The sequence below is a fragment of the Micromonospora sp. NPDC023644 genome, assembly GCF_040640115.1.
GTDB lineage: Bacteria > Actinomycetota > Actinomycetes > Mycobacteriales > Micromonosporaceae > Micromonospora.
Window position 1 is genome coordinate 123,377 of the sequence record NZ_JBFABA010000009.1, and the last position, 20,762, is coordinate 144,138.

Below are 20,762 nucleotides of genomic sequence, written 5' to 3' on the forward strand. Positions count from 1 at the left end.
GCTGCATCTTTTCGGCTCGGGACTGCGGGGTTCACAGGTTCACTCCTCGCCCGCGCTGCACCTTTTTGGCCCGGGACTGCGGGGCTCGCAAGCTCACTCCTCGCCCGCGCAGTACCCTTGTCTGTCGTGACCGCTGCCGATTACGCCGAACAGCTCAAGGACCTCGACGCCACCCTGCGCAACATCGAGGCGGTGCTCGACATCGACCGGCTGCGCGAGGACAAGGACCGCCTGGAGCAGGAGGCCTCCGCGCCCGACCTGTGGGACGACCAGGCGAAGGCCCAGCAGGTGACCTCGCAGTTGTCGTACGTCAACGGCGAGATCAGCAAGCTCGGCAGCCTCCGCTCCCGGCTCGACGACGCCAAGGTGCTGCTGGAGCTGGCCGAGGCGGAATCCGACCCCGGGGTGCTCGTCGAGGTCCAGACGGAGATCGCCGGGCTGGGCAAGGCCATCGAGGAGATGGAGGTCCGCACCCTGCTCTCCGGCGAGTACGACTCCCGGGAGGCGCTCGTCGCCATCCGGGCCGGCGCCGGCGGCGTGGACGCGGCGGACTTCGCCGAGATGCTGCTGCGGATGTACCTGCGCTGGGCCGAGCGGCACGGCTACCCGACGGAGGTCTACGAGACCTCCTACGCCGAGGAGGCGGGCCTGAAGTCGGCCACCTTCACGGTGAAGGTGCCCTACGCGTACGGCACGCTCAGCGTCGAGTCCGGCACCCACCGGCTGGTGCGGATCAGCCCCTTCGACAACCAGGGTCGCCGGCAGACCAGCTTCGCCGGCGTCGAGGTGCTGCCGGTGGTGGAGCAGACCGACAGCATCGAGATCCCCGAGAACGAGATGCGGATCGACGTCTACCGCTCCTCGGGTCCGGGCGGGCAGAGCGTCAACACCACCGACTCCGCCGTGCGGATCACGCACATCCCGACCGGCATCGTGGTCACCTGCCAGAACGAGAAGTCCCAGCTGCAGAACAAGGCGTCCGCGCTGCGGGTGCTCCAGGCCCGCCTGCTGGAGCGCAAGCGCCAGGAGGAGCAGGCCAAGATGCAGGGCCTGAAGACCGACGCCGCCGGCTCGTGGGGCGACCAGATGCGCTCGTACGTCCTGCACCCGTACCAGATGGTGAAGGATCTCCGGACCGAGCAGGAGACGGGCAATCCGACCGCGGTCTTCGACGGCGACCTGGACAAGTTCCTCGAGGCGGGCATCCGGTGGCGCAAGCAGCAGCAGCTCGCCGGCGACGCTGCGTGATCGACCGTGGGCGGAGCGCGTCGTCGATCTCCCCGGTGCGCCCGAATTGGATGACGCGCCGCGCAACGGCGGGGCGTGGCACTTGGCTCCCCGGTTACACCGCGTAGACTCACCACCCGTGATTCAGCTTGAGCAAGTGACGAAGACGTACCCGAAGGCGTCCCGGCCTTCGCTCGACAACGTGTCCGTCTCGATCGAGAAGGGCGAGTTCGTCTTCTTCATCGGTCCATCCGGCTCCGGCAAGTCCACCATCATCAAGTTGCTGCTGCACGAGGTCTCGCCCAACAAGGGGCGGGTCGTCGTCAACAGCAAGGACGTCACGTCGATGCGTTCCTGGAAGCGACCCCACTTCCGGCGTTCCATCGGCTGCGTGTTCCAGGACTTCCGGCTGCTGCCGAACCGCACCGCGTACGAGAACGTGGCGTTCGCCCTCGAGGTGATCGGCAAGACCAAGGCGGTCGCCCGCCGGGTCGTGCCGGAGGTTCTGGAGCTGGTCGGACTCGGTGGCAAGGAGCACCGCTACCCGCACGAGCTCTCCGGTGGTGAGCAGCAGCGGGTCGCCGTCGCCCGGGCGTTCGTGAACCGTCCGCTGATCCTGCTCGCGGACGAGCCGACCGGAAACCTGGACCCGGACACCTCGATCGAGATCATGCGCCTGCTGGACCGGATCAACCGCACCGGCACGACCGTCGTGATGGTCACGCACGACTCCAACATCGTGAACCAGATGCGCCGCCGGGTCATCGAGATCGAGAGTGGCCGCATCGTGCGCGACCAGGCCCGCGGCGTCTACGGCTGAGCCGACGCCACCCCTGCGCAGCCTGACGACGAACACCTCATGCCGGAGACCCGGAGGAAATCCCGATGCGCGTGAAATACGTCCTGTCCGAGGTACTGGTCGGACTGTGGCGCAACGTGACCATGACCATCGCGATGATCATCACGATGGCGGTCTCGCTGACCATGCTCGGCGCCAGCGGTCTCATGTACCGCCAGGTCGACGACATGAAGGACCTCTACTACAAGAACATCCAGGTCTCGATCTTCCTCGACCAGGAGGTGAGCCCCGAGCAGCGTGACGCGCTGGCCGCCAAGCTGGAGGGCGACCCGTTGGTCAAGGAGAGCCTCTACGTCAACAAGGACGAGGCGTACAAGCGCTTCCAGGAGATGTTCCAGGACGCGCCGGACCTGCTCAGCGCCGTCAAGGCGGACAGCCTGCCCGAGTCGTTCCGGCTCACGCTGAACAACCCGGAGCAGTACAAGAGCATCTACGACCAGTACAAGGACGCCGAGGGCGTCGACGAGATCGTCGACCAGAGCCGGCTGCTGGACAAGATCTTCGACATCCTCACCTCGATCCAGAACATCGCCCTGGCCGCCGCGATCGTGATGGCCGTCGCCGCGCTGCTCCTGGTCGCCAACACGATCCAGGTGGCGGCGTACAGCAAGCGGCGTGAGGTCGCGGTCATGAAGCTCGTCGGCGCGTCGAACTGGTTCATCCAGGCGCCGTTCGTGCTGGAGGCCGTGGTCGCCGGCCTGATCGGCTCGCTGCTCGGCCTGGTGGCCCTGATCGCGGCGAAGTACCTGCTCTTCGACGGGTCGTTGCAGGCGTTGCAGGGCCTGCTCTCGCCGGTGAGCTGGGGCGACATCCTGTTCATGTTCCCGCTGATGGCCGGCGTCGGCGGCCTGGTCAGCGCGGTCACCGCCTGGGTCACGCTCCGCTTCTACCTGCGGGTCTGACGCCCGTACGGCTCGACAAGGGCCCTTCCGCGCCAGGAATAAACGGCGCGGGAGGGTCCTTGTCGTTCGGGTAGCATGATCCCCGCCCCGCGGCCGGTCACGTCCGGCGCGGATCACCGGAAGGGGGTGGCGCCGATGCCACGGGAAAAGGGACGCAAGGTCGTCGCCTCCAACAAGAAGGCCCGGCACGACTACGCGATCCTCGACACCTACGAGGCGGGCATGGCGTTGACCGGCACCGAGGTCAAGTCGTTGCGGGCCGGGCGCGCGTCGCTGGTCGACGCGTTCGCGCAGGAGCGCAACGGCGAGCTCTACCTGCACGGGATGCACATCCCCGAGTACACGCAGGGCACGTGGACCAACCACGAGCCCCGGCGGACCCGCAAGCTGCTGCTCAAGCGACTGGAGATCGACCGGCTGATCGGCAAGACCCGCGAGGGCGGCCTGACCATGGTGCCGTTGCAGGTCTACTTCTCCGACGGCTGGGCGAAGGTGGAGATCGCCCTGGCGAAGGGCAAGAAGTCGTACGACAAGCGACAGGACCTCGCCAAGCGGGACGCGGACCGGGAGATCGCCCGGGTCGCCGGCCGGCGCGGCAAGGGAATGGACGACTGAGTTGTCGCATTCGTCCCGGTCGGCTCGCCGCCCCCGGGGCTCGGGATGAAACCCGTTGCGGCAGGCGTTACGCTTGTCAGTGCCGCCACATCGGCGGCCTGTCGAGGGGGTGACTGGTTTCGACTTCGTACGCAGCGACAGGGGAAGCGAGCCGAGGAAGCCGACGTCGTCTCGAGAATCGGTCGTCGGAAACCAATAAGCGCCAAGAACAATCGCGCTGACTTCGCTCTCGCCGCCTGAGGCGAGTAGTGAGTCTGTCGGCCTGGGAGCGCCTTCGACCCAGTTAGCCGGCATCAGCTAGAAGGCTGGCCAATCGGACCCGGTCGCGGGGTCCGTGCGGCGAGATCAATCAGCGACTGGGCCCGTCACACCAACTTGCTCGCGTGAGCGGTGGGGCCGAGTAGAGGCATAGCGAGCTGCGCTCGGAGAAGCCCTGACAAACCGGCGAAGGACCCGGGTTCGATTCCCGGCACCTCCACCACCAGACGATGCGCCCCGGTCCACGGACCGGGGCGCATCGCCGTCTCCGGGGCCGGTCGTCCGGCCGTCGTGGCTGCGGGACCGGCCTGCCGGCAGGGGAGAACCGGCGAGGCCGCCGGGCGGGCGCGGCGTGAGGCCGGTGGGTCCCCTGGGACGGACGGGACTGCCGGGGCGGATGAGGCCGCACCGCCTCTGGACAGGGCGGAGGCGGCGGGTCCACCATCGCTGTACGCGGTCAGACGCGACGCGGGAGGTGCCCATGGTCACCGGTCCGATCCAGCAGCCGCCCACCCTCTCCGGGGGGCTCCGGCCGCCCGCCGCGCGCCGGCCCCCCGTCACCCCGCTCGGGGAGCTGCACCCGCTCGCCCGGGCCCTGGCCGTCGCGCCGGCCGAACCGCGCTGGCGGGAACGCTTCCTCGTCGGGCTGGGGCCCGTGCGACGGGGCTTCGCGGAGCACGTCCGGGCCACCGAGGGACCCGCCGGCCTCTACGCCGAACTGCTCGGCCAGGCGCCCCGGCTGGAACGCGGGGTGCGACTGCTGGCCCACGAGCACGTCGCCATCGCCGCCGCGCTGAGCGCCCTCCAGCAGGCCGCGGAGGCGCCGGACGCCTCGGTCGAGAACCTCCTCGACCTGGCCGCGCACCTGCTGCGGGCCCTCGCCGGGCACCGGCAGCGCGGCGCGGACCTGCTCTGGGAGGCGTACGAGACGGATCTGGGCGGGGAGACCTGACGGCGGGAACCGGCGTGGGCGTGCCGGCGTCCAACCCACATGCGCCGTACCGCCGCCCTGCTGGGCCTTCCGCTGTTGATGATCGTCGCCGGGTGCGCGCCGGCCGGCTCCGACCCGGCCGACGGCCCGGGCGACTCCGACCCGCGCCGGGACGCCTTCGCCCAACGGGCCACCGAGGTGGCCGACGCGTGGCGACCGCCTCCGGCGTGGAAGTCCGGTTACGTGCCGTTACAGGACCCGACGGTGCTGGTCGGCGACCCGGGCTTCACCGAGGAGACCAAGGTCGCCTTCCACAGCGGCTGGTACCGCGACCAGGTCGCCCTGCCGGAAGCGAAGCCCGCCGACGGCACCATCCGGTTCCCGGACGGCACGCTGACCGTCCCGCTGGTCGACGCCGCCACCGCGTACGGGCAGCTCGACCGGGGGGAGCCGGCGCCGTGTCCCGGACGCCCCAGGGACCCCGCCGGGCCGAAGCTTCCCGGTGGCGGTCCCACCATCGAGCCGGGGCCCGACGGCCCGGTGAGCAGCGCCCCGCAGACCGCCTGCGTCCCGCTGACGGTCACGGCCGTGAAGCTGGGCACCGCGCCGGTGCGCACCAGCCGGGGCGAGGCGCAGGTGCCGGCGTGGCTCTTCACCGTCGAGGAACTCGCCGCGCCGGTGGCCCGGCTCGCCGTGGCGCCGCAGGCCGTCACCGCCCCGCCCGAGCCCGCCCCACCCGCCCGCCCGGCCCCGGAGGGCGTGGTCGGCGCCCAGGACGTCCAGTCCGTGGACGGCGCGGAGCTGACCTGGCGGCTCGGCGTGGGCAGCTGCGACACCGGGATCACGCCGTTGGTGCAGGAACGCGACGACGTCGTGGTGGTGGGCGGCAGCGTGGTCACCGCCACCGGCGTGTGCAACGCGATGCTGAAGATCGAACCGGTCACCGCCACGCTGAAGGCGCCGCTGGGCGGCCGGCCGGTCCTCGACGTGCTCACCGGCGCGCCGCTGCGGCTCGCGACGACCTGACCGATCGGGAGCGGGTAGTGACCGGCCGAACCCGGCGCCCAGCCGGGAGCGCTCACAGGAGCCGGGGGACCTCCGTGCTGACCGGCACCGGCAGCACCGTCGGGCCGTCCGCGCGCAGCCCGGCGGTCAGGGCCTCGCCGAACTGCTCCGGGGTCTCCGCGACGGTGGCCGCGCAGCCGTAGCCGCGGGCGATCGCCGTGATGTCCAGCCCGGGCAGGTCCAGCCCGGGCACCCCCGGCGTGTCCTTGAAGTCGGCGAAGGCCTTCAGGATGGCGTACTGCTGGTTGACCGGCACCACCACGACCAGCGGCAGGCGCAGCCGCGCGGCGGTCCAGAGCGCCTGCACGGAGTAGTGGAACGAACCGTCGCCGATGACCGCGACCACCGGCCGGCCGCGGCCGGTGTCACGCTGGGCGAGCGCGATGCCGACCGCCGCCGGCAGGCCGTACCCGAGACCGCCGCTGGCCATCGTGAAGTACGACCCGGGGCGGGTGCTGCGCAGCCGGCGACGCAGCGCCGGCAGGTTCGAGGGCGACTCCTGGACGAGGATGCCGTCGGCGGGCCAGTGCCGGGCCAGGGCCGCGAAGAGGGCGTCCGGGGCCAGCGGCAGCCCGTCCGCCGGCGGGGGCGGGTCGGGGCGCGCCGGCGGCGCCGGCCGGTCCGCCGCCGGGAGCAGGTCGACCAGGGCGGTCAGGGCCAGTCCGGCGTCGCCGAGCAGGCTGTCGCCCACGGGGGCCCGGGCCGCCTCGTCCGGGTCGTCGGTGACGTGCAGCAGGCGGGCCCCGGCGGGCAGGTGGTCGCCCGGCACGTGCGGGTAGTAGCGGAACACCGGCGCCCCCACCACCAGCACGGTGTCGTGGCCGTCCAGCGCCTCGGAGAGCGGCCCGATCGCGAAGGGGAGCACCCCGCGGAAGTGCGGGTGGTCCTCGGGGAAGGCGGCCCGCTCCGGGGCGGGGGCCGACCAGACCGGCGCGGCGAGCCGCTCCGCCAGCGCCACGGCGGCGGGCCAGCCGTCGGCCCGGTCCACGGCCGCGCCGAGCACCAGCGCGGGCGCGCGGCTGACGGCCAGCACGGCGGCGAACTCGCGCAGCCGGTGCGGGTCGGGAGCGAACCGGGTCGCCACCGTCCGTACCGCCGGCGGGGGGTCGGCCGGCTGCGCCCAGTCGTCGAGGGGCAGCGAGAGGAAGACCGGCCCGGCGGGCGGCTGCACCGCCGTCGCGTACGCCCGCATCAGCGCCGCCGGGACGTCCTGCGCGCGCACCGGCTCGTGGCTCCACTTCACGTACGGCTGGGGCAGCTCGGTGGCCCGCCGGCTGGTCAGCCGGGGCTCAATCAGCAGCATCTCCCGGGTCTGCTGGCCGGCGGTGACGATCAGCGGGGTGCGGTTGTGCCACGCGGTGACCAGGTTGCCCATGCCGTTGCCCGTGCCGGGGGCGGTGTGCAGGTTGACGTGTGCCGGCCGGCCGGTGGCCTGCGCGTAGCCGTCCGCCATGCCCACGGCCGACGCCTCGTGCAGGGCGAGCACGTAGTGGAAGTCGTCCGGGAAGTCCCGCAGGAACGGCTCCTCGGTGGAGCCCGGGTTGCCGAAGACGGTGGTCAGGCCGAGGGCCCGGAGCAGGTCGTACGTGGTGTCGCGGACCGTTGCCATCGCCCCCCAATCTATCGGGGCAGGTCGGGCGAGCCGGGCCTTTCGCCTCAGGGCAGCGCGAAGGGAAGGGTGATGCCGTCCAGCGCGCTCCCGCAGGCGCAGTCCCGCTCGGCCGGCAGCGCGGCGACGGCCTCCAGCAGCAGGCCGCGCAGCCGGTCGGTGTTCTCCCCGAAGACCCGGAACACCTCCTCCTGCGTCACCGCGCCGCCGCCCTCCACGCCCGCGTCGAGGTCGGTGACCAGGGCGATCGACGAGTAGCAGAGGGCCAGCTCGCGGGCCAGCACCGCCTCCGGATGGCCCGTCATGTTGACCACCGTGCCGCCGATCGAGGCGTACCACCGCGACTCGGCGCGGGTGGAGAAGCGCGGGCCCTCGACCACCACCACCGTCCCGCCGTCCACCGCCGGCACGTCCCGGCCGGCCGCGGCGGCGAGCAGCGTACGGCGGCCGGTCGGGCAGTACGGGTCGGCGAAGGAGACGTGCACCGCGCCCCGGTCGTAGTAGGTCTGCGCCCGCCCGCTGGTGCGGTCGACCAGCTGGTCCGGCACCACGAACGTGCCCGGACCGAGATCCGGCCGCAGGCCGCCCACGGCGCAGGGGGCGAGCACCTGGCGTACGCCGAGGGAGCGCAGCGCCCAGAGGTTGGCCCGGTAGGGGATCAGGTGCGGCGGGTGGCGGTGGTCCCGGCCGTGGCGGGGCAGGAACGCCACCCGCCGGCCGCCCACCTCGGCAATCGTGACGGCGTCGGACGGCGGCCCGTAGGGCGCCTCCACCTCGTGCTCGGTCGCGCCGTCCAACAGCGCGTAGAGCCCGGACCCACCGATCACCGCGAGTTCCGCCGTGGGACCCATCGGGCCCTCCCCTCGTGTCCTCGATCAACCGACCGTCAGACCTTAGCCACCGCCCCGGGGGCAAGCTATGGTGCCAGGCATGGCGTTCACAGCGCGGATGGCACCGGTGCCCCCGGGCGTCCCGGTCGGGTCGGTCTGACCGGGTGTCCGGCATGCAGGGAGAGGGGCAGGCGATCGGCGGGCGGGCGACGGGGTCGATGACCGGACGGCTGCTGGTCGCGACACCGGCGCTGAAGGATCCGAACTTCGACCGTACGGTGGTGCTGCTGGTGGCGCACGAGCCCGGCGGCGCCCTCGGCGTGGTGCTCAACCGGGCCACCGAGGTGCCGGTCGCCGACGTGCTCGGCGACTGGAGCGACCTGGCCCGCGACCCGGCGGTGCTCTTCGAGGGCGGCCCCGTGCAGCCCGACTCGGCGATCTGCCTGGCCCGGATGCGAAACCCGGTGCAGCGGCTCAAGGGGTTCCACCAGGTCTCCGGGGCGGTCGGCACCCTCGACCTCTCCGTCGACCCGGGGCGGCTGCGGGAGGGCATCACCGGCATCCGGGTCTTCGCCGGCTACTCCGGCTGGGGCACGGGTCAGTTGGAGCAGGAGATCGAGGACGGCTCCTGGTTCGTGCTGGACGCGCTGCCCGGTGACGCCTTCGTCGACCGGCCGGACGACCTGTGGCCGATGGTGCTGCGCCGCCAGGGCGGCATGATGGCGGCGGTCGCGCACTTCCCGCCGGACGTGGCGCTGAACTGAGCCGCGGGCCGGTGGCCCCCGCGAGATGACCATGCGGGGGGCGCTGTGTATAGTTCTCTCGTGCCCGGGTGACCGGGACGAGGCAAGGGGCCGTGGCGCAGCTGGTAGCGCACCACACTGGCAGTGTGGGGGTCAGGGGTTCGAGTCCCCTCGGCTCCACCCTTGCGAAAGCCCTGGTGCGGGAGTCATCCCGCACCAGGGCTTTCGACTTTTCCTGGTCGGTCTCGTGTTTCCTGGTCGTCTCGTGCCGCCGGTCGGCGAGGCGCGACCGGAATAGGGGCTCCTCCGCATGAATGAGGCGTTGTCGCACCTCGGGCCTTCTGTCACGATCGCCACACTGGAGGCCTTTCCCCGCCCGGTGGCTGGGCCCGATCCCGTGCGGCCAGTGAAGGAGCCGATGGTGGACCACCCCCACGCGTTGACAGCCGAGCAACTGGATCAGTTCCGGCGCGACGGGCACCTGATCCTGCGGGGCGTGCTCCCGGTCGGGATCCTGGACGCGCTGCACGGCTCGTTCAGCCGCGTCGTCGACCACCTCGCCCGACAGTGGCAGCAGCGGGGCGGGGTCACCGAGACCTTCGCCGACCTGCCGTACGACCAGCGTTACCTGCGCCTGATCGAGTCCAGCCAGGTCCGCGTGCCGGCCGCCTGGCGGCGGATCCTGGTGGGCCGACCGGTGTACGACCTGTGGCGCAGCCCCGAGCTGCTCGGCCCGGTGCGCAGCCTGATCGGCGACGAGGTCTACGCGCACGGCGTCTGGAACGCCCGGCCGCGCGACCCCCACGGCCGCACCCAGCAGGTCGCCTGGCACCAGGACGCCTACTACTACAAGGGTTGGGACCCCTCGGTCGGGCCGCTGCTGTCGGTGTGGATCCCGCTGGTGCCCGTCGACGAGGACACCGCCTGCCTCCAGTTCGTCACCGGCTCGCACACCCGGGGCTGGATCCCCCGTGACCGCCTGCCGAACGGCGAGTACGGCACGTCTGACGCGGCCCTCGGGGACGGCCCGGTCAGCACCGCCCGGATGGAGCCCGGCGACGTGGTGATCTTCACGGACACCACGCTGCACCGCTCGACGCCCAACGTGTCGGACCGCATCCGGTGGAACATCGACATCCGGTTCGCCCCGGCGGTCGACGAGGTGATCCGCAACTCGCCGCGCGGCTACCGCTGCTTCAGCGGGGCCGACCCGGCCCAGGTCGAGTCGTTCGAGACCTGGGCCGGCCGGTACCGGTACGAGCCGGAGGACCTGCTGACGGAGCTGACCAACTTCGAGGAGGGCTACGACCTCGACGCGCTCAGGGCGTTCTCCCGGGCGTCGCCGTACGCCGACATCTACTGACGCCGGCGCCGGAGGCGGTGCGGGTCAGCCGAGGTGGCCCTCGATCTCGGCGAGTTCCTCGGCGGTGAGGTCGAGGTTGTCCAGGGCGGCGATGTTCGCCTCCAGCTGCGGCACGCTGCTCGCCCCGATGATCAGGCTGGTCATCCGGGGGTCGCGCAGCGCCCAGGCGAGCGCGAGCTGGGCCAGCGACTGGCCGCGCCGCTCGGCGACCGCGCCGAGTGCCCGGATGGTGGCCAGCTTCTCCTCGCCGAGGTCGCCCTCGCTGAGGAAGACGCTGGTCCGCACCCGGGAGTCCTCGGGGATGCCGCCCAGGTAGCGGTCGGTGAGCAGGCCCTGGGCGAGCGGGCTGTACGCGATGCAGCCCGCGCCGACCCGCTCCAGCGTGTCCAGCAGGCCGTCGTCCTCCGTCCAGCGGTTGAGCATCGAGTACGACGGCTGGTTGATCAGCAGCGGCGTACCCAGGTCGCGCAGGATCGCGGCGGCCCGCTCGGTCTGCGCCGAGTCGTAGTTGGAGACGCCGACGTAGCGCGCCTTGCCGGCCCGGACGACGGCGTCGAGGGCACCCATCGTCTCCTCCAGCGGCGTGTCCGGGTCGAAGCGGTGCGAGTAGAAGATGTCGACGTGGTCCAGCCCGAGGCGGCGCAGCGACTGGTCCAGCGAGGAGATCAGGTACTTGCGGGAGCCCCACTCGCCGTACGGGCCGGGCCACATCAGGTAACCGGCCTTGGTGGAGACGACCAGCTCGTCCCGGTACGCCCGCAGGTCGGTGGCGAGCATCCGGCCGAAGTTCTCCTCGGCGGCGCCCGGCGGCGGCCCGTAGTTGTTGGCCAGGTCGAAGTGGGTCACGCCGAGGTCGAAGGCGCGGCGGACGATGTCCCGCTGCCGCTCGTACGGCCGGTCCGGGCCGAAGTTGTGCCACAGCCCGAGCGAGATCGCGGGCAGCCGCAGCCCGCTGCGCCCGCTGCGCCGGTAGGTCATCTTGTCGTAGCGTTCATCCGCGGCGAGGTAGGTCACGGTCACCGACCCTATCCCCGCCGGTGCGGGGCGTGCCCGGCGAACGGGCCTGCGGCAACGGACGCCGGGGTAGTTTCGGGACCATGCGTTTCGTCCCGCTCGACACCCCGAAGCCCCTTTCCAAGATCGGCCTCGGCACCTGGCAGTTCGGGTCCCGGGAGTGGGGCTACGGCCCCGAGTACGAGCGCCGGGCGGCCGACATCGTCCGGCGCGCCGTCGACCTCGGCATCACCGTCTTCGACACCGCCGAGCTGTACGGCTTCGGCCGCAGCGAGCGGATCCTCGGGGAGGCCCTCGGCGACGACCGGCCGAAGGTGGTGCTCGCCACCAAGATCTTCCCGATCCTGCCGGTCGCCCCGGTGGTGCAGCAGCGGGCAGTCGCCTCGGCCGCCCGGCTCGGCGTCACCCACCTCGACCTCTACCAGGTGCACCAGGCCAACCCGCTGGTCGCCGACCACACCACCATGCGCGGCATGCGCGCGTTGCAGGACGTCGGGCTGGTCGGCGAGGTCGGCGTCAGCAACTACGGCCTGCGCCGCTGGCAGGTCGCCGAGGCGGCACTCGGCCGGCGGGTGCTGAGCAACCAGGTCCGCTACAGCATGGTCGACCGCGGGCCCGAGCACGACCTGCTGCCGTACGCCAGGCAGGCCGGCCGCGTGGTCATCGCGTACAGCCCGCTGGCCCAGGGCTTCCTGTCCGGCCGGTACGACGCGAAGAACCCGCCGAGCGGGGCGGTGCGCCGGGCCAACCCGTACTTCCTGCCGGAGAACCTGGAGCGCGGCGCGACGCTGATCGACACCCTGCGGCAGGTGGCCGACGCGCACGACGCCACCCCCAGCCAGATCGCCCTGGCCTACCTGCTGCGCCACCCGAACGTGCTGGCCATCCCCGGCGCGTCCGGCGTGGAACAGGTCGAACGCAACGCGGCGGCCGCCGACATCGACCTGGCCGACGACGAACACGCCGCGCTCGCCCGGGCGGCCAGGGAGTTCCGCCCGATCACCGGGCTCGCGGCGGCGCCCCGCCTGCTCCGGGCCCGCGCCGGACGGTGAGCCGATGGACGACGTCACCGCGCTGATCCTCGACGACCAGCCGACCTCCCCGACGCGGGGGAGTCGGCGCGGGGCGTGACCGGGACAGAATGGGCGGGTGAAACCGAGCACGGTCCTCGCCCCGCTGGTGGCCGGCAGCACCTGGCGGCGCGGCGTGTTCCTGCTGCTCGGCGGGGTGCTCGTGCTGCCGTACGTGCTGCTGGCGGTGGCCTTCGCCCAGATGCTGACCCGCTCGGACGTGCCCCGGCCGCTGGTGCTTGCCCTGCTCGGCGTCGCGGCCACCATCGCGGCGGTCCCGGTCTTCCTCGACGGTCCCCGGGCGCTGGAGATCGCCGCCGCGCGGGCCCTGCTCGGCGTCGACCTGCCGGACCCGCCGCCCGGGCACGCCGTCGACCGGGAGACCCGGCTGCGCTCGGCGCTCTGGATCGGGCTGCACCTGGTCAGCGGCGGGCTCGTGGTGGCCGCCCTGTTCAGCGCCGTGCCGATGGCGCTGGCCTTCATCGGGCAGCAGTTCGGCCTCGACACCCAGCTGACCGGCGGTGACCGTTTCGGGCCCTTCGACGGGCGGGACACCGGCTGGCTGACCCTCACCGGGATCGTCGTGCTGGTGGCGCTCGGCTACGCCGTGGCCGGGCTCGGCGCGCTGGCGGTGTCGATGGCCCCGGTGCTGCTCGGCCCGGCCCAGGCGGAACGGATCGCGGCCCTGGAGGCGCGCACCACCCGGCTCGCCGAGCGCAACCGGCTGGCCCGGGAACTGCACGACTCGGTGGGCCACGCCCTCACCGTCGCCACCCTCCAGGCCGGGGCCGCCCGCGAGCTGCTCGACCGGGACCCGGAGTTCGTCCGGCGCGCGCTGGGCGCGATCGAGGAGGCCGGGCGGCGGGCCATGGACGACCTGGACCACGTGCTGGGGCTGCTCCGCGAGCCCGACGGCCGGCGGGCCGCGCCGGCGCCGCAGCGTACGCTCGCTGACCTGGACCGGCTCGTGGCCGACACCCGCGCGGCCGGCCTGCCGGTCGACGCCCGGCGCACCGGCGACCCGGCCGACCTGCCGGCGGCGGTCTCCCGGGAGGGCTACCGGATCGTCCAGGAGGGGCTGACCAACGCGGCCCGGTACGGTCGGGGACCGGTCGCGCTGCGCCTCGACGTGCGGGCCGACGCGCTGGAGCTGGAGCTGGACAACGCGGTGGGCCGGCGACGCCGCGCCGACCCGGGGCGGGGCGGTCGGGGCCTGGACGGGATGCGGGAACGGGTGCTGCTGCTCGGCGGCCGGCTCACCGTCGGGCCGGACGGCGACCGCTGGCGCATCCGGGTGCGACTGCCGTACGAGGGGACCCGATGACGACCGGAACCGCGACGACGACCACGGGCGTGCTGATCGTCGACGACGACGAGCTGATCCGGGTCGGGCTGCGGGCGATCCTCGACGCCCAGCCCGACCTGCGGGTGCTCGGCGAGGCCACCGACGGCGCGGAGGTGCCGCCGCTGGTCGCCCGGCTGCGCCCCCGGGTGGTGCTGATGGACGTGCGGATGCCCGGCATCGACGGCATCCAGGCCACCCGGCGGCTGCTCGCCACCTCCGCCGACCCGCCCCGGGTGCTGGTGGTCACCACGTTCGAGAACGACGAGCACGTCTACGACGCGCTCCGCGCCGGGGCCAGCGGCTTCCTGCTCAAGCGGGCCCGGCCCGCCGAGGTGGTGGAGGCGGTCCGGGTGGTCGCGCGGGGCGAGTCGCTGCTCTTCCCCGCCGCCATCCGCCGCCTCGCCGGGGCGTACGGGGGGCGGGGCGCCGACCGGCTGGCCGCCGCCCGGCTCACCGACCGGGAGGCCGAGGTGCTCCGGCTGATGACCACCGGGCTGTCCAACCCGGAGATCGCCGCGCACCTGGTGGTCGGGGTGGAGACCGTGAAGACCCACGTCGGCAACGTGCTGGCCAAGCTCGGCGTCCGCGACCGCACCCAGGCGGTGATCGCGGCGTACGAGTCGGGGTTCGTCACCCCGTCGGGCTGAACGTTCCCTCCCGCGGGGGAGCCGGTTCACCGCCGCACGGGAGGGCGGGCGCGGCCCGTCGGTCGAGGCTGGGAAGCATGACGACGACCGATGCTCCCACCCACCGCCCGGCCCCGGGCCGGCCCGACCGGCTCGCCCCGCTGGCCGCCGGCTGGCTCGGCCTCTGGGGCCTGCTCGCCCTGGTCTGCGCCGTCACCGGCGCCGGCTACCCGTTCGGGGCGAACGATCCGCGCGGCGGCGACGCCAACCTGCTCCGGCTGGTCCCGACCGACGTCGGGCCACCCCTGTTCGCCGTGCTGCTGCTCGGCGCCGCGGTGGCCGCGCTCGCCATGACCGGCCCGGCCCCCCGCCCGGCCCTGCCGCTGCGCACCCTGCTGCTCGCGTACGCCTGGACGGTCGCCTTCCTGCTCGCCGTCGTCGTGCCGGACGTGGGGGTGCTGACCATCCTCGGCTACGCCCCGATCCTGCTCGTCGGCGCGCCGTTCGGCTGGCCGCCGGTGGACTACGCCGACGTGTTCACCTGGGCGCTCTTCGCCCGGTTCGCGGCCATGGTCGGCGGGGTGCTGCTGGCCGGGGCGGCGCTGCGCTGGCGCCGGCGCACCGCCGGCGCCTGCCCGGCGTGCGGACGCGACGGCGCCGACCACGGCTGGACCTCGCCCGCCTCGGCCGCCCGCTGGGGGCGCGTGGCGGCCTGGACCGCGGCCACCATCCCCGCCCTGTACGCGGTCACCCGGCTCGCCTGGGCGGTCGGCGTCCCGCTCGGCATCGACCGGTCGTTCCTCGACGAGATGCGCGAGTCCGGGCTGGTCTGGGCCGGAGCCGGGCTGGGCGGCTTCGCCCTGGTGGGCGCGGTGCTCACCCTCGGGCTGGTGCAGCGGTGGGGGGAACGGTTCCCGCGCTGGACGGTCGGTCTGGCCGGGCGGCCGGTGCCGGTCGGGCTGGCCGTCGTCCCGGCGACGCTGGTCGCGGTGGCGGTCACCGCGGCGACCCTCGGCCTGCTCGCCACCCCGGACTTCTGGGACTTCTCCGGGCTGAGCGCGGCCACCGCCCCGATGCTGCTCTGGCCGTTCTGGGGCGTCGCGCTCGGCGCCGCCACGTACGCGTACCACCTGCGCCGCAGGGGCGCCTGCCGGCGCTGCGGGCGGGGCTGAGCGTCCCGCCGGCGGGGGCGCCCGGTCGACGGCCCGGGCGTCCCCGCTTTCGTGAGCTAGCGTGGGTCGGGTGACTGCGCCTTCCCCGGTTACCCCGGCCCCACCGGCCGACCTGCCCCGCACGCTCGGCGAGCTGCGGGCGGCCGGCCACGCGTACCGCACGGTCAAGCAGGAACTCCGCGACAACCTCCTGGCCCGGATGCGCTCCGGCGCCGACCGCTTTCCCGGCATCGTCGGCTACGACGACACGGTGCTGCCCGAGGTCGAGCGGGCCCTGCTCGCCGGGCACGACATGGTGCTGCTCGGCGAGCGGGGCCAGGGCAAGACCCGACTCATCCGCTCGCTCGTCGGCCTGCTCGACGAGTGGACGCCGGTGATCGTCGGCTCGGTGCTCAACGAGCACCCCCTGCACCCGCTCACCCCGGGCTCGCGGACGTTGGTCGCCGAGGCCGGCGACGACCTGCCGGTGGCGTGGCTGCACCGCTCGATGCGCTACGGCGAGAAGCTGGCCACCCCGGACACCAGCGTCGGCGACCTGATCGGCGACGTCGACCCGATCCGGATCGCCCAGGGGCGCACCCTCGGCGACCCGGAGACCATCCACTTCGGTCTCGTCCCGCGCACCAACCGGGGCATCTTCGCCGTCAACGAGCTGCCCGACCTGGCGGAGCGGATCCAGGTGGCGCTGCTCAACGTGCTGGAGGAACGGGACATCCAGGTCCGCGGCTACCAGCTGCGGCTGCCGCTGGACCTGTTCCTGGTGGCCAGCGCCAACCCGGAGGACTACACCAACCGGGGCCGGATCATCACCCCGCTGAAGGACCGCTTCGGCGCCGAGGTGCGCACCCACTACCCGGTCGACCTCGACCTGGAGCTGGAGCTGATCCGGCAGGAGGCCGACCTGGTCGCCGAGGTGCCCGAGCACGTGCTGGAGGTCCTCGCGCGGTTCGCCCGCGCGGTGCGCGAGTCGCCGTCGGTGGACCCGCGCTCCGGGGTCTCCGCCCGGTTCGCCATCGCCGCCGCCGAGACGGTCGCCGCCGCCGCGCTGCGCCGCGCCGGGCTGCTCGCCGCCGGCACGGAGCCGGCCGACGGGGTGCGCCCCGAGGCACCGGTCGCCCGGGTCGGCGACGCGGTGCCGGTGACGTCGACCCTGCGCGGCAAGGTCGAGTTCGAGAGCGGCGAGGAGGGGCGGGAGGTCGAGATCCTCGGCCACCTGCTGCGGACCGCGACCGCCGAGACGTTCCGGTCCCGGCTGGCCGGGCTGGACCTCTCCGGCTTCACCGCGCTGGTCGACGAGGACGCGGTGATCGAGACCGGGGAGCTGGTCGGCTCCGCCGAGCTGCTGCGCCAGGTGGGCACCGTCCCCGGGCTGGCCAAGGCGCTCGACCGGCTCGGGCTGGGCGACGCGCCCACCCCGGAGCAGGCCGCGGCCGGCGTGGAGTTCGTCCTGGAGGGGCTGCACCTGACCCGCCGGCTCGGCAAGGACGTCACCGACTCCGGCCGGACCCGCTACGGCGGCCGGGCCTGAGCATGGCCGGCGACCGGTTCCGGTACGGGCAGTGGCGGGGCGGCCCCGACCCGCTCGCGCCCCCGTACGACGTGCGGGGGGCGGTGGACGCCGTCGGCGCCGAGGTGCTGGCCGGCGGCAGCCTCCGGGAGGCGCTGCGGGACCTGCTGCGTCGGGGGCCGCAGGGGCGCGGCGGCCTCGACGACCTCGCCGCCCGGGCCAGGCGGCTGCGCCGGGAGGCGTTGCGCCGGGGTGACCTGGACGGGGCGGTCACCCGGGCCCGGGCCCTGCTCGACCAGGCGCTCGCCGCCGAGCGGGACGAGCTGCGCGGGCGCGACGACGACGACGCGCGCTTCGCCGAGGCGGTGCTGGACAACCTGCCCCGCTCGACGGCCCGCGCCGTGGCGGAGCTGACCGGATACCGGTGGAGCAGTGACGAGGCCCGCCGGACGTACCAGCGGATCCTCGACGGGCTGCGCGACGACGTGCTCGGCCAGCGCTTCGCCGGGCTGCGGGACGCGGTGCGCGCCTCGGCGGACCCGGGCGCGCAGCAGCGGCTCGCCGGGATGATGCGCGACCTGAACGACCTGCTCGCCCGGCACGCCCGGTCGGAGGACACCACCGACGCCTTCGCCGAGTTCATGCGCCGGCACGGCGAGTTCTTCCCGGAGCAGCCGGCCGACGTGGACGAACTGGTCGACGTGCTGGCCCGGCGGTCGGCCGCCGGTGAGCGGCTGATGCGCTCGCTGTCCGACCGGCAGCGCGAGGAGCTGGCCGACCTGATGCGGCAGTCGCTGGGCGACCGGCTCGCCGGGGAGCTGGCCGCGCTGGACGCCAACCTCCGCGCGCTCCGCCCCGACCTGCACCGGGGCCCGGGCGAGCGGGTGCGGGGCGAGCGGCTCCTCGGCTACGGCGAGGCGGCCGGCGCGCTCGGGGAGATCGCCGAGCTGGACGAGCTGCTGGACCAGCTCGACCAGGAGAATCCGGGGGCCACCCTGGACGAGGTCGACGTCGACGCGGTGGCCCGGACGCTGGGCCGGGACGCCGCCGACGACGTACGCCGGCTGCGGGAGCTGGAGCGGGAACTGCGCCGGCAGGGATGGGTGAGCCGGGACGCCGAGGGGCTGACCCTGAGCCCGAAGGCGCTGCGCCGCCTCGGCGGCACCGCGCTGCGGCGGGTCTTCGCGGACCTGACCGCCGGGCCGCGCGGCCAGCACGACCTGCGCTCGGCGGGCGCCGCCGGCGAGGTCAGCGGCGGTTCCCGGCCGTGGGAGTACGGCGACGAGCAGCCCCTCGACGTGGTGCGCACGCTGACCCGGGCGGTCCGCCGCGCCGGCTCCGGCGTGCCGGTGCGGTTGGCCGTCGAAGACTTCGAGGTGGTGGAGACCGAGCGGCGGGCCTCGGCGGCCGTGGTGCTCTGCGTCGACCTCTCCTACTCGATGATCTCCCAGGGCCGGTGGGGCCCGATGAAGCAGACGGCGCTGGCGCTGGCGCACCTGATGGCCACCCGGTTCCCCCAGGACGCGTTGCAGATCATCGGCTTCGGCCTGGAGGCGCTGCCGCTGACCCAGCAGGAGCTGGCCGCCGCCGAGCCCGACATGCGGCAGGGCACGAACCTCCAGCACGCGCTGCGGCTGGCCGCCCGGCACCTGCGGCGGCACCCGGACGCCGAGCCGGTGGTGCTGGTGGTCACCGACGGGGAGCCGACCGCCCACCTGGACCCGGACGACGGGCAGGCGCTGTTCCACTGGCCGTCGCTGCCCGAGACGATCGAGGCGACCGTACGCGAGGTGGACCGGCTCACCCGCTACGGCGCCACGCTCAACCTGTTCATGCTCGGCGACGATCCCGGCCTGCGCCGCTTCGTCGACGCCGTGGCCCGCCGCTCGAAGGGCCGGATGTTCACCCCCGACCTGGAGGACCTCGGCGAGTACGTGGTCTCCGACTACCTGCGCACCCGGCAGCCCCGCCGGCGCTGACCTGGCGGATTCGACGGACCGAGCGGCTGAGCACCCCGTGGCCCCGGCCGGCAGGGAGGCCCGATCCGGGCGCGGTGCAGCGCTCTGGTTGGCCCTCGGGCCTCGGGCGCTGTCGGGCCTCGGGGCGTGCCCGGGCCTTGGGTGCGCCTCGCCTCGGGTGCGCCCAGCCTTGAAGTGCGCCCGGCCTTGGGGCGCGCCTTGCCTCGGGGTGCGCCTTGCCTCGGGGGCGCCGCTTGGACGCTGTCGAGCTGCCCCATTGGTGAGACCACGGTCCGTGCCGATGCCGCGGCCTCGTGCGTGGCCGGAGGTCGTGCCGATGCCGGGCGCCTCGGGCGTTGTGCCAGCCAGAGGCCTCGTCCGACGGGAGGCCGTGCCGGTCAGAGGCCTCGTCCGGGACGGGAGGCTGTACCGGTCAGAGGCCCCGTCCGAAACGGGAGGCTGTACCGGTCAGAGGCCTCGTCCGAAACGGGAGGCCGTGCCGGTCAGAGGCCTCGTCCGGGACGGGAGGCCGTGCCAACCTGGGACCTCGTCCGACGCTACCCCGGAAGGCCCGGTCCCGGCCTGACGACCAGATGCAGCGGCTGGATCTGTCCGGCGAGAGCCGGGAGTCGAAGGAGGAGCGCCGATGCGCGTCGCCTGCCGAGTTCTTCCGGCCCGCCGCTCCTGGTCCTATCGACGGGGCAGCTCGACAGCGTCCGGTCAGCCCTCCGGCCGGCGACGTCCGGGCATGCGTTTCCGGCCGGCCCCTTCCGGGTGAACCGTCCGCGGGAACGCCGGGTCGGACGGCGCGGGCCGGGATTGACTGGGGGCATGGACAGCGGCACGTTGCGGGGGGCGTACGAGGAGGTGCTCGCGGAGGTCGACGCGGGCGGGTTCGGGCCGCCGCCGGCCGGGCAGCTCAGCGCCGAGCAGATCGTCGCCCACCTCGCCGCCAACGACGAGCTGATGACCGAGGCGACCGAGGCGGTCATCGCCGGCTCGCCGTTCGCCTACTACGACCTGGAGACCGTCCACCGCCCGCAGGTGGACGCGCTGGTCGTCGAGTGCGGCGGGCTGGCCGGGCTGGCGACCCTGCTGCGGGCCACCAGCCAGAAGCTCTGCGCGCTGACCGAGCGGCTCGGCCCGGCGGCGCAGACCCCGGTCGAGACCCACCTGCGTGAGGGCTTCGACCTCGTCGTCGACGAGCCGCTGCCCTGGGGCCGCACCCTCGACCTGCACGCCCGCGTCCACCTGCCGAAGCACCTCGCCCAGCTGCGCATGCTGCGCGCCGGCTGAGGGGGTGCGCCGGGGGCGCGTCAGTCGACGACCTGGACGTCCTTCCAGAAGGCGACCCGGTCGCGGACCATCTCCGCCTCCGGCTTGGGCTCCGGGTAGTACCAGACCGCGTCGGCGCTGGTCCGGCCGTCGTGTTCCAGGGTGTAGTAGGACGCGGTGCCCTTCCACGGGCAGACCGTGTGCGTGTCGGACTCGCGGATCAGGTCGGCGCGCAGGGCGGCACGCGGGAAGTAGTGGTTCCCCTCGACCAGCACGGTGTCGTCGCTCTCGGCCACGACCAGGTCGTTCCAGACGGCTTTCGGCATGGCTCCACGCTATGTCGCCGGGCCGGCGACGGCCAGTCACCCGACGACGTCGCGAACGCGGGCGTGG

At 73.8% G+C, this 20,762-nt stretch carries 19 protein-coding genes, 1 tRNA gene and 1 other RNA gene; 17 read left to right on the top strand and 4 right to left on the bottom strand.

What is annotated here, in order from left to right; genetic code table 11:
• Positions 1 to 126: 126 nt before the first annotated feature.
• The 7 genes from prfB (at position 127) to AB0G08_RS10240 (ending at position 5,818) form a co-directional block, all read left to right on the top strand.
• Positions 127 to 1,248 (top strand): peptide chain release factor 2, encoded by a 1,122-nt coding sequence (gene prfB / locus AB0G08_RS10210; protein WP_357867726.1) that lies wholly within the window; start codon positions 127 to 129, stop codon positions 1,246 to 1,248.
• Positions 1,249 to 1,366: 118 nt separating this feature from the next.
• Positions 1,367 to 2,047: a cell division ATP-binding protein FtsE gene (gene ftsE / locus AB0G08_RS10215; protein ID WP_089001878.1), complete on the top strand. Its 681-nt coding sequence runs from the start codon at positions 1,367 to 1,369 to the stop codon at positions 2,045 to 2,047.
• A 65-nt stretch (positions 2,048 to 2,112) separates the two neighbouring features.
• Positions 2,113 to 2,988, top strand: a complete 876-nt coding sequence (gene ftsX, locus AB0G08_RS10220; protein ID WP_358085840.1) for a permease-like cell division protein FtsX — start codon at positions 2,113 to 2,115, stop codon at positions 2,986 to 2,988.
• A gap of 135 nt (positions 2,989 to 3,123) precedes the next feature.
• Positions 3,124 to 3,603 (top strand): SsrA-binding protein SmpB, encoded by a 480-nt coding sequence (gene smpB, locus AB0G08_RS10225; RefSeq protein ID WP_088979560.1) that lies wholly within the window; start codon positions 3,124 to 3,126, stop codon positions 3,601 to 3,603.
• A gap of 105 nt (positions 3,604 to 3,708) precedes the next feature.
• Positions 3,709 to 4,084, top strand: a transfer-messenger RNA (tmRNA) gene (ssrA, locus tag AB0G08_RS10230).
• A 258-nt stretch (positions 4,085 to 4,342) separates the two neighbouring features.
• Positions 4,343 to 4,813: a hypothetical protein gene (locus tag AB0G08_RS10235; protein WP_358085842.1), complete on the top strand. Its 471-nt coding sequence runs from the start codon at positions 4,343 to 4,345 to the stop codon at positions 4,811 to 4,813.
• Between the two features lie 39 nt (positions 4,814 to 4,852).
• On the top strand, positions 4,853 to 5,818 hold the full coding sequence (locus tag AB0G08_RS10240) for a hypothetical protein (protein ID WP_358085844.1): 966 nt from the start codon (positions 4,853 to 4,855) through the stop codon (positions 5,816 to 5,818).
• Positions 5,819 to 5,870: 52 nt separating this feature from the next.
• Here AB0G08_RS10240 and mdlC read toward each other — a convergent pair whose 3' ends face one another.
• Together mdlC and AB0G08_RS10250 are read right to left on the bottom strand one after the other, a co-directional pair.
• Entirely contained in the window at positions 5,871 to 7,466 is a 1,596-nt protein-coding gene (gene mdlC / locus AB0G08_RS10245; protein ID WP_358085846.1) for a benzoylformate decarboxylase, read from the bottom strand.
• Positions 7,467 to 7,513: 47 nt separating this feature from the next.
• Positions 7,514 to 8,317, bottom strand: a complete 804-nt coding sequence (locus AB0G08_RS10250; RefSeq protein ID WP_358085848.1) for an S-methyl-5'-thioadenosine phosphorylase — start codon at positions 8,315 to 8,317, stop codon at positions 7,514 to 7,516.
• A 152-nt stretch (positions 8,318 to 8,469) separates the two neighbouring features.
• On the opposite strand from AB0G08_RS10250, the gene AB0G08_RS10255 reads away from it, so the two are divergent.
• From AB0G08_RS10255 to AB0G08_RS10265, 3 genes are all read left to right on the top strand, one after another.
• Entirely contained in the window at positions 8,470 to 9,060 is a 591-nt protein-coding gene (locus AB0G08_RS10255; RefSeq protein WP_357867705.1) for a YqgE/AlgH family protein, read from the top strand.
• Between the two features lie 86 nt (positions 9,061 to 9,146).
• Positions 9,147 to 9,219 (top strand) — tRNA-Ala (locus AB0G08_RS10260).
• A 241-nt stretch (positions 9,220 to 9,460) separates the two neighbouring features.
• Entirely contained in the window at positions 9,461 to 10,402 is a 942-nt protein-coding gene (locus AB0G08_RS10265) for a phytanoyl-CoA dioxygenase family protein (RefSeq protein ID WP_358085850.1), read from the top strand.
• 24 nt (positions 10,403 to 10,426) lie between these two features.
• Here the strand turns inward: AB0G08_RS10265 and mgrA are convergent, their stop codons facing one another.
• Positions 10,427 to 11,422 carry an L-glyceraldehyde 3-phosphate reductase gene (gene mgrA, locus AB0G08_RS10270; RefSeq protein ID WP_358085852.1) on the bottom strand — a complete coding sequence of 332 codons (996 nt, stop codon included), beginning with the start codon at positions 11,420 to 11,422 and terminating at the stop codon, positions 10,427 to 10,429.
• A 77-nt stretch (positions 11,423 to 11,499) separates the two neighbouring features.
• Here mgrA and AB0G08_RS10275 point away from each other — a divergent pair, with 77 nt between their 5' ends.
• From AB0G08_RS10275 to AB0G08_RS10305, 7 genes are all read left to right on the top strand, one after another.
• Positions 11,500 to 12,468, top strand: coding sequence for an aldo/keto reductase (locus AB0G08_RS10275; protein ID WP_357867643.1), 969 nt, complete (start codon positions 11,500 to 11,502; stop codon positions 12,466 to 12,468).
• A 97-nt stretch (positions 12,469 to 12,565) separates the two neighbouring features.
• Positions 12,566 to 13,810, top strand: coding sequence for a histidine kinase (locus tag AB0G08_RS10280; RefSeq protein ID WP_358085854.1), 1,245 nt, complete (start codon positions 12,566 to 12,568; stop codon positions 13,808 to 13,810).
• Positions 13,807 to 14,478: a response regulator transcription factor gene (locus AB0G08_RS10285; protein WP_358085856.1), complete on the top strand. Its 672-nt coding sequence runs from the start codon at positions 13,807 to 13,809 to the stop codon at positions 14,476 to 14,478. Before AB0G08_RS10280 ends, AB0G08_RS10285 begins: the two co-directional genes overlap by 4 nt.
• A gap of 77 nt (positions 14,479 to 14,555) precedes the next feature.
• Positions 14,556 to 15,629 carry a hypothetical protein gene (locus tag AB0G08_RS10290; protein WP_358085858.1) on the top strand — a complete coding sequence of 358 codons (1,074 nt, stop codon included), beginning with the start codon at positions 14,556 to 14,558 and terminating at the stop codon, positions 15,627 to 15,629.
• A 61-nt stretch (positions 15,630 to 15,690) separates the two neighbouring features.
• Complete coding sequence (locus AB0G08_RS10295) at positions 15,691 to 17,157, top strand: magnesium chelatase (RefSeq protein ID WP_358085860.1); 1,467 nt, start codon at positions 15,691 to 15,693, stop codon at positions 17,155 to 17,157.
• Between the two features lie 2 nt (positions 17,158 to 17,159).
• Entirely contained in the window at positions 17,160 to 19,115 is a 1,956-nt protein-coding gene (locus tag AB0G08_RS10300) for a VWA domain-containing protein (protein ID WP_358085862.1), read from the top strand.
• 810 nt (positions 19,116 to 19,925) lie between these two features.
• Complete coding sequence (locus AB0G08_RS10305) at positions 19,926 to 20,390, top strand: hypothetical protein (RefSeq protein ID WP_358085864.1); 465 nt, start codon at positions 19,926 to 19,928, stop codon at positions 20,388 to 20,390.
• A gap of 20 nt (positions 20,391 to 20,410) precedes the next feature.
• Here the strand turns inward: AB0G08_RS10305 and AB0G08_RS10310 are convergent, their stop codons facing one another.
• Entirely contained in the window at positions 20,411 to 20,695 is a 285-nt protein-coding gene (locus tag AB0G08_RS10310; RefSeq protein WP_358085866.1) for a DUF427 domain-containing protein, read from the bottom strand.
• Positions 20,696 to 20,762 lie beyond the last annotated feature (67 nt).